The following is a 9,102-nucleotide window of genomic DNA, read 5'->3' on the forward strand; positions in this document are numbered from 1 at the left end:
TTAAACCTGAATTATTTAATTAATAATTAATAATTAATAATTATTCGGTAATTAGATAAAGAGTGTGGGGAGTAGGGCTTGTAACTGTTGACTAAAACCTGGTATTATCTATAAAAATCTGGGATTATCTGTTTATGCTACTTGGATTCAAAACTGAACTACATCCGAATAACTAACAAAAAACATTACTGGCTAAACACCCTGGTGTAGTTTGCTGGCGCATAGCTTTCCTATCGGAATGCTATCGCAAACGCTAACGTCATGCTTGGAATTGGGGATTATGGTTAACTAGAAACATCCTTAATCACAATTCCAATAATCCAGACAGCAAACTTAAGTTTCCTACTGCAATTGACTTACATAAACTTTGCGCGTTTTCAATTGCGAACATTGTGATTTCATTTGCAATCGAGACTTGAATGCAGCTTTTAATTTAGCTATGGCGGGCAGTGAGAGCTACGCTCCGCTGACGCGAACGTCCGTGTCTGCTTGTGGACTGGATAACGCCGACGTTGCCAGGTAGAAGCAAGAATAGAACAGATAATCATAGATTTATATAGATTATCGTAGGTTTCTAAGAACGGTAGGAAAGATGTCTTATGAGAGGTGCATTGGAGGTCTATATTAAGGGGATTTGATATGATTAAGTGTTAGCTTGAAAGTTGGAAACTGCTTTATATAAGTTAAAAGTCAAAAGTCAGACTTTTTGTAATTGGTATAATACCAAATCTCAAAAAGTTTGCTGTATATTCTGGGGATGGGTAGAAGCAGGAGATGGGGAAATGGTAACCAAATATATCATTACTATATCAGAAATAGTATAATATAGCACTACCCAAATAGGTTAGGAGATTTATAAATGCTCAAACTCACTCAGCAATTACTTCTGACTTCTGACTTCTGAGTTGCGCGTAGCCCTATCTGTAGGGGGAAAATCAGATAATTGTTTAATCTCAGAAAGAATAATTTCTGGTTTATCTCGATACATATGCACTTCTCCACTTAGGTAAACATATCCTCTACCTAAGCTAAAATAACGATTTTTTAATAGTTGTAATAATGGCTTCATTTCTGCACTATTAGTATCTGGAATCCATAATTTTAAACGATGGTCTTTAGTACCGTCATAAACTAAAGCACCATTATCTAACCACTTAGAAACTCCCCCCTGTAAATCAAAGAAAACTGTAATATATTCTCCCGTTTCTGCTGCTGCTAAAATTTTGGGAAAATCTAACCGCACTCCTAGAACTCCCGCAGCTATTCCATAATTACGATAATTTTCGACAATGGAAGCTCTTAATGTCCACCAAGGTACAAGTAAATTATAATTTCTTTTGCGTTTCCCTTTATTTATTTCAGAGTTCCAAACACCAAGATTATTTGCTTGAGCTTCTATTTCTGCTTCGGTCATTTCTTGATGATATAATCGAGAATATCCATATTTAATAAAATAGGGACTCCATCCTTCTCTAATTAGTTTGATATTAAAGTTGTCATCATTTTTATGTACATAAGCTATTAAGCGACCTTGATGGTCTCGATACTTTTCTAAACAATTTTCTATAGGGTCATCTGTATCAAATTCAAGATCAATTTCTGCAAGTTCACCATTAGGTAATGTGAAATATTCTATTGCCATTTCTGCTGCTTGTTTTCCAATTTCTGTAACGGGTTTGGAATATTCAGAATAGCTTTCTTCCGCATCAACATAATCGAGTCTAATGAATTCTCGCTTATCGTTCAATAGGACTTTGATTGTATCACCATCAACCACTTTTGTGACTTGGAGATTTTTAATTATTGTGCCTTTTTTTTTGACGGTTAAAGTTTCAGATGTCATTGTTATTAATATTTAAGGAAAAAGGAAAAAAGAATCGGGAATAAGTTAAGCATAAAACTTTATTAATCGGAATTTTTGTTATAGGGAAGTCCTCATTATTTCCCTAGAGTTAAGATAAATTTTCAGAAATAGTATAATTTTATAGTTAACTAAATTAGCTTAATATTATACATTAAATCTGGAAATAAATCTATGAGGTGCAAAAGTTTTGTACTCAAGGTAATTTGGAGTAGCGATCGCCAATCGTACTAAGCATTATTTAAGCTAGATATATTTACCTTTTTCTTCATGTTTTAAGTGTCTGGTCATAAATAAAGAATTGTGAAGAGAAGGAGTCAGAATGGTTTACAGAAATTTACTTGGTGTCTTATACCAGATTCAAAAAAGATAGTTATAGTAAACAAGGGAAAAACGAATCTGGAAACAGGCAAAATACGCAGCTATTTACTGAATAATTAAGATTTAAGCTTATACTTGAAAAGAGAAAAATAGATTTGATTCTTTTTAGTCAATCCTCTTATTTTAAGGAGAGGTAATTATTAATTTTAACCCCACTCTTAAGGGTAAGATATTATTGTTAATTAGGGTTTGCTGAAGAAATCTCAAAGCATCGGCAGATAAAGGTTTGAGCATTTTCAAGTCCGGAAAAAGTAGGAGATTTTAAGGCAGGGTAAGCTCAAAAAGTTAGTATTTGGGTAAGAGTTAGGGAGGTTGGAGCAAAGGATAATTTTTCTGAGTAGCTCCTGTATAACTCCCTGTCTCTGTTTACTCTTCACTACTCCCTACTCCCTACTCTCTCCCTTCACCATCATACTTTTGAGCGCAACCCCTAATTATTAATTATTTACGGTCACAAATATATGAGTTTGGAGACCAAACTCCTAAAAAAAATCATAAATTCCTCGTACTGACTGTAAGTTGCTAAACCGCCGATTTCCCTACCTACTCAAAAACAGTTACAGTTAATGTAGTAATATTTTTTCAAACTGCTGTTACTTTATTCTTTCTACACCAGAATAAATATTAAACTTTCTACCACGCAAAAACCCGACTAAAGTAATATTAAATTCTTTGGCTATTTTTACTGCTAAACTACTAGGAGCAGAAACAGCACAAACTATAGGCATACTTGCAGTTATACACTTTTGTAAAATCTCAAAACTCGACCTTCCACTTACCATGATAATATGATTCTTTAAAGGTAATTGATCTGCTAAAAATTCTGAGCCTATCAACTTATCTAAAGCATTATGTCTCCCAACATCTTCCCGTAACTTCAACAGTTCCCCTTGAGAATTAAATAAACCAGCAGCGTGTAAACCTCCTGTAGATTTAAAGACACCTTGAGCAGTGCTTAATTTATCTGGCAAACTATAAATAATTTCTGGTGAAACTTCTAATCCTAAAGGAATAGCTGAAAATCCTTTTATTTGCAAAGACTCTATACTTGCTTTCCCACAAACACCACAAGCGCTAGTTGTAAAAAAATGTCTTTCTAAAGTTTTTAAATTGGGTTTTAATTCTGAATTAAGGGTAACATTAATAATATTTTGCTGTTGTTCTCCATCAATTTCTGGGTCTACACAATAACTAATTTTGGCAATATCTTCACGATTTTTGATAACTCCTTCACTATAGAGAAATCCAGCAGCTAAATCAAAATCTGCTCCTGGAGTTCTCATGGTGACTGCTATAGTTTGTTTGGGAAAAGTTAGACGAATTTCTAAAGGTTCTTCTGTTGCTAATTCGTCGGAACGAATAACAAAATTTTGATTTTCTACTACCCAAATTTGTGCTTTAGTTTTACTACTTGAAGAATTTTTCATATTTAGGGAAAAGTTGTAGTTGCACTGCTATAATATCCCTTTACTGTATTTTTCAGATTTCTTTTGATTTTATCTCAGTTTTTTTCTTGGCTATATAAGTAGGGTTTCTGGAGCGAAAGTACCCATCGTTTTAGAAGTCTGATTGATGAGGAAAATCCCTAAATATTATCTTTGAAATTGAATAAACCAGACTTATTTGAGCAACGTATCGCTTTAAAAGTCTGGTTGATGAGGAAAATCCTAAATATTATCTTTGAAACTGGATAAACCCAGGTTTCTGTGAACAAAAAACAAAATAAAAAAAGATCTTGATTCAATGTTATCTACTTTTGGGCGTTTTAGCGCTTTCGGCGACTGGCTAATAATCCTGTACCTGCTGCTCCTAGAAGTGCTAAAGTTGATGTAGGTTCAGGAACTGAAGTAGTATTTTCCGTGGGGGTAATATCACGCAAGACGTAAGCACTAAGAATAGGGTCATTGCCACCTATCCCGTTGCTTGAAGCCGAAATTCCCAGTGACTGAGTTGTAGCGTCAGCAGTAAAAGTACCAATAATACTGGTAAAGCTACTCTGAAGAAATGTTGAGGATTGATTTCCTAACCCATCATGAAAATATTGGGTTCTGGTAGGTATGTTCCCACCTAAACGAGTATCAGAAGCAAAGAGTTGAACTTGATATGTTTGACCTACTGTTAAGTCTGTGAAAAAGTTGTCAAAAGTACCATTGAAACCATTAAAATCTGCTTCATTGATAATCGTATTCCAGGCACTATCATTTGAGCTAGGTGAACCACTCATAAAGAAATAAGCGCCGAGCTTATCCTCTGGGGTGAATGTAATATTCAAACCAGTAGGATCGACAGTTAGTGGTCCAGTCCTACCCAGATTAACTGCTTCTACAAGGGAACCAGTCGTATCAATTGACTCAAAGCCTTCCACACCTCCAAAATTAGGACCATTACTCCAAGTTATAGATGCTGCTTCAACGCTATTTCCTATCGATAGAGTTAGTAGAGTTGCTAAGATGGTAGATGAAATTTGGCTAATGTTTTTCACAGGTTTGGTGTTGATAAAAGAACATTTACATAAGATGTAAATGTTCTTTTGATATCAAGCCTTTTTGCCCTTATGCATCGAATCTTCATCGAATCTTCATCGAAATTAGGCTTATCTTCACCTCACATTCAGCACTACAAGATGAAGTGCTGATTATTTTTCGCTAAGAGTCCTACATCATAAAAGCTACAGCTATCATAAGTAAAATTACATAGTACATAAGTTTATTAACTTTATTCTCAATAATGAAACCTGTGATTAACTTTCTTCGTTGAAAAATATCTTGTAGCACGTTTGAAGTGCGGAATGTAGGCTTCACAAAAACTTCACATTTCTCTCGGCAATTGGCAGGGAAGTCAGTTTTTTTGGCTTTCAAGGGCAAGATTTTGGTATCCTCCCTCCAGATGTCAAAGTTATGGCAATATATCTAAGTCAAAAGTCAAAAGGCAAAAGTCAAAAATAATCTCTGAACTGAGTTTGAGAATTGAGCAATGTCCTAACCTTTGCTTCAATTGCTATATACCCCAAATTTTTCAATTCATTTTAAGGTGAATTAAATCATTGGGGGCAGGTTCATCTGATTGAATTTTGTTGCCTCAAGAATTTAACTAGAACCCGTCCGTACTATTGCAATATTTTAGACGTGTCACGCCACTACTCTCAAAAATATCACTCTTCCCATAGATTAAGTTTGTACAGAAAATTCTTCTGGGTTAATTCCCCAGTTTATCCATTCGACTGCTTCTTTTGCTGAATTAACATTGGGAGGTACTCTCAAAGTATGAATATTTCCCGTGCTTGGGCAAATCATTTTTAAAATAAATATTGGTTCAATATCGGCATCATCATCTATTCTTAAAAGAATATATTCTTGCCAGTTATCTATTTCTATAGTTTCCAAATCTTGGCAAATTTTCTCATAACCAATTTCCTGAATTAAGACTCGTCTAAGTTCAGCATTTTCTGTAGTTAAAAGCCATTCTGATTCCCATTCTTGAGGATTAAATTTTCCGTATGCTTCTGGTAATCTCACACCATGATAAGCATATAAACTATAACCATCAATAAATTCAATTGCTGGTTTTTCTACAGCGTGGGGGCGATATTCATCATCTAATAATAACTTTCTGGGGCGATCGCAAATAATACAAAGATTTCTCAAAGGATATATCCAACCACAATGTTTAACAATAGACTCCAATACTTGCCAGTCACCTGAATTATAATTGCAGTTAAGAACAGAAATACAAAAATCTACCCAAGCGACATAACTACTCCATAATTCTGTGGGAATAGGATAACTCCAAAGACACAATAACTTTATAGAAACTTCTGATATTATCTCTTGCCATTCTTCTTCTATTTGCGAGTAAAGAATATGACTCCAAAGTTGCCCTGGTTGTAGCGAACCTTCCCCTATTAGACTATCTATGTCTGTACATAATTGGTGGGTAACTTGCATTTCTAATTCTCTTCTCAGCAGTTCCCACCTATCCTTGAAAATATGACGATGACCATAATTATCCTGACTTTTCCATCGTTGCCAAATTTTCTGCAGGAGAATGTCAAAAGCTGCACGGGGACTATCAGAAAATACAATTTCTGGATTTGGATCGCTCATTAAAGCATAAGCTCGTTGAATTGCCTCTGCAGCTTTTTGACGGTTAATAGGTTGGGTAGAAAGTGCGATTTTCTGCCACTTTTCTCGATAAACTGGAATTAAAGCTTTTTGCTTAGGTGTCAGTTTAGTAATTAGCTTTTGTGACATTTCTCAATAGACATCTCCAAAAATCAAAAATAAAATTAATTCAATTCTTATCCATAAATTATCAATTATTTCTCCCTTTTCCCTCTTTTCTGGAGATGTCTCATACGATTTACGCAGAAACCAGGTTGATCGACAAAGTTTCCTAGTTTGGAAAGTAATAATCAGGACAATAAACATGGTTTCTTATTTTGTTGCGTAAGTCCCCATCAATTCTCCTACAGAAGTAGGAGGTACTGTTAACTGATAACTGATAACTGATAACTGAAATGACATTTCTCAAGTTTCCACCACAAATGCCTCTGGATCGACTCCCCAGTTTACCCAAGTAATAGCTTGCCTAGCTGTACTCATCTCTGGTGGCACCCTTGTAGCATGAATATAATTTGTACTCGGACAAGTCATTTTTAATAAATATATAGGTTCAACATCAATATCATTATCTATTCTCAGTAAACTATACTCCCGCCAACTATCTAATTCTACTGCTTGTAACTCTTGACAAATTCTACTGTAGCCTATTCCCTGAATTAATACTCGCCGTAATTCGGCATTTTCTTCTGTCAATAACCATCGCGCCTGCCATCGGTTAGGATGTAATAATCCATATCTTTCTGGCAACTTCACCCCTTGATAAGCATAGATATGATAGCCATCAATAAATTTTATTGCTGATTCCCCTTCAGCATGAAAACGGTTTTGTACATCTAGAGATATTTTCATTGGGTTCTCACATACTAAGCAAGTATTCTCTAGTTGCAGCACAAACCCGCATTCTTTAACCAACCCTTGGAGTGCCAACCATTTTTGTTTGTCATAGCTGCACCCAAGCACTGAAATGCAGAAGTCAATCATCTCAATGGAACTTGCCGTCAAGTTTTGGCTAATATTGGAGACTAACCCCATTGCTCCCCCTATTTGTTGTAGAGGTTGCTTGATTTGTTCCTCCCATTCCCGCATTAAGGGTTGATTTGCCAGAGGTTGCCAGAAGTTTCTATTTAATTGGCGCGACAAAGGTTCTCCAACTTGTTGCCACATTAGATCGCCCCATTCAATTAAAGGTTCCCCTCCAGGAAATTGCTTCAGTTGTTGTCGCAAGTGGTTTTGCTGCTGTTCCCAAATTTGCCTGATAATACCACCTTGCCATTCTACCCACAACTGCCCCAACAATTCTGCGTGTTTGCCTAAAGCATCTTGCCAAATAAACATTAACCGCAACAACTGCTCATTTGGTAAGTCATTTTCCAGTTTCTGCCAAAGTTCATTGTCAATTTGACTTTCTAGTTTCTCTGACAGTTCAATTTGTAAAGAACTTAGTAAGGGAGCGCCCAACATTTGTACTAAACGTTGTGGCGATCGCGACCCCACTATTTCTTTTATGGCATCTGGACTACTGAGAAATAGAATTTCTGGTTTCTTTTTTCCCATAGCAGAGTAAACTGCATTTACTGCCGTTGTTGCTTTTTCCCTATCTATCGGTTCAGTTGAAACTATATTTTTATGCCACTTTTCCCGATAAATTGGTATTAATGATTTTTGTTCTGTTGTTAGGTTTTCAATTTTAGTCTGCCACATAGCGCCACCCCATAGGTTCGTATTCTCGCTGAATGGATACCATCCAATTTCCTTGTGGAATTTTGACGGGTTTGTGTTCTTCGTGGGTTAAACTTGCTGTTTCTGACAAAACTTTTAAGTATAGCGTCCCATCTTTTTCGTATAGCTCCGCATTTCCACGGGTAATTTGATGAGAATGTCCTGTAACTTCTCCCTCTGCTAAAGTCAGGTGAGATAATTTCTTACCTAAAGTTAGCTTGATTGGTTGCAATATAACATCACCTTGTCGAATTGGTCGCATCGTTATTTTCCCTTAGACCTCATAATCTTAACTATAATCGCAGATAATGATACTCCCCTGTAAATTACAGGATACATCATTTTATATTTATTCATCAACTTGATTTATTCATAAATTTTTGTTAATAACATTTTCAATATTAATCTATACATTTAAATCCTGATTTTTACAAGTAATTCAAGGCTTTTATATTTTTTATCCGTAGCTTTTTTTCAGAAATATTCCATCCACTTACTTTCTCTGACTGCTTTATATTACTCTTAATATCGTTACAATTATTTATTTTTTTTAACTTATAATAAAGTTCCTTTAAAATTTTTGATATAAAAATATTTTTAGATAATATCAAATCTACTGAATTCGGCATAAAAAAATTTTTTATCTGGGCGCGAAAGTAGAAATCTTTCTAAATTCTCTTCCCTCCTAATATTAAATCCGCTTAATTCGGTATAAAAAAATGTTCCATCTTTAACTATTGCCAAATATTTCTAGATATCTCCATCTCCCCAGACTCCTCACACTTCTTACCGAATTATTAATTATTCATTGTTAATTAAATAATTGTGGTTTAAAGCCTCCCCTTGGATAGGGAAAAAAGCGGTTGTTTGCGGAGCAGTCCGTTAGGATGGGATGGCGAGGTTTCCCGCTCTTGCAGAGCCGCTAACGCTAACGCCATATCCAATCAACCAAGAGAGCGGTCGTTTGCGGAGCATTCCGTTAGGATGGGATGCCGAGGTCTCCCGCTCTTGCAGAGCCGC

7 protein-coding genes are annotated in these 9,102 nt (G+C 35.6%); 1 reads left to right on the forward strand and 6 read right to left on the reverse strand.

What is annotated here, in order from left to right:
* Positions 1-367: 367 nt before the first annotated feature.
* Positions 368-523, forward strand: a complete 156-nt coding sequence (locus tag ACP6PL_RS31200; RefSeq protein ID WP_473965214.1) for a hypothetical protein — start codon at positions 368-370, stop codon at positions 521-523.
* A 357-nt stretch (positions 524-880) separates the two neighbouring features.
* Here ACP6PL_RS31200 and ACP6PL_RS14475 read toward each other — a convergent pair whose 3' ends face one another.
* From ACP6PL_RS14475 to ACP6PL_RS14500, 6 genes are all read right to left on the reverse strand, one after another.
* A complete protein-coding gene (locus ACP6PL_RS14475; protein ID WP_426545966.1) occupies positions 881-1,843 on the reverse strand; it encodes a thermonuclease family protein in 963 nt (320 codons plus the stop codon).
* Positions 1,844-2,835: 992 nt separating this feature from the next.
* Entirely contained in the window at positions 2,836-3,669 is an 834-nt protein-coding gene (fdhD, locus tag ACP6PL_RS14480) for a formate dehydrogenase accessory sulfurtransferase FdhD (protein ID WP_426545967.1), read from the reverse strand.
* A gap of 338 nt (positions 3,670-4,007) precedes the next feature.
* A complete protein-coding gene (locus ACP6PL_RS14485; RefSeq protein WP_426545968.1) occupies positions 4,008-4,724 on the reverse strand; it encodes a PEP-CTERM sorting domain-containing protein in 717 nt (238 codons plus the stop codon).
* A gap of 685 nt (positions 4,725-5,409) precedes the next feature.
* Positions 5,410-6,492 (reverse strand): DUF6745 domain-containing protein, encoded by a 1,083-nt coding sequence (locus tag ACP6PL_RS14490; RefSeq protein WP_426545969.1) that lies wholly within the window; start codon positions 6,490-6,492, stop codon positions 5,410-5,412.
* A gap of 276 nt (positions 6,493-6,768) precedes the next feature.
* Positions 6,769-8,064, reverse strand: a complete 1,296-nt coding sequence (locus ACP6PL_RS14495; protein ID WP_426545970.1) for a DUF6745 domain-containing protein — start codon at positions 8,062-8,064, stop codon at positions 6,769-6,771.
* A complete protein-coding gene (locus tag ACP6PL_RS14500) occupies positions 8,051-8,344 on the reverse strand; it encodes a hypothetical protein (RefSeq protein ID WP_426545971.1) in 294 nt (97 codons plus the stop codon). The genes ACP6PL_RS14495 and ACP6PL_RS14500 overlap by 14 nt, the downstream gene beginning before the upstream one ends.
* Between the last annotated feature and the right edge of the window lie 758 nt (positions 8,345-9,102).

The sequence above is a fragment of the Dapis purpurea BLCC-M126 genome (assembly GCF_050015975.1).
Taxonomy (GTDB): Bacteria; Cyanobacteriota; Cyanobacteriia; order Cyanobacteriales; family Microcoleaceae; genus Trichodesmium.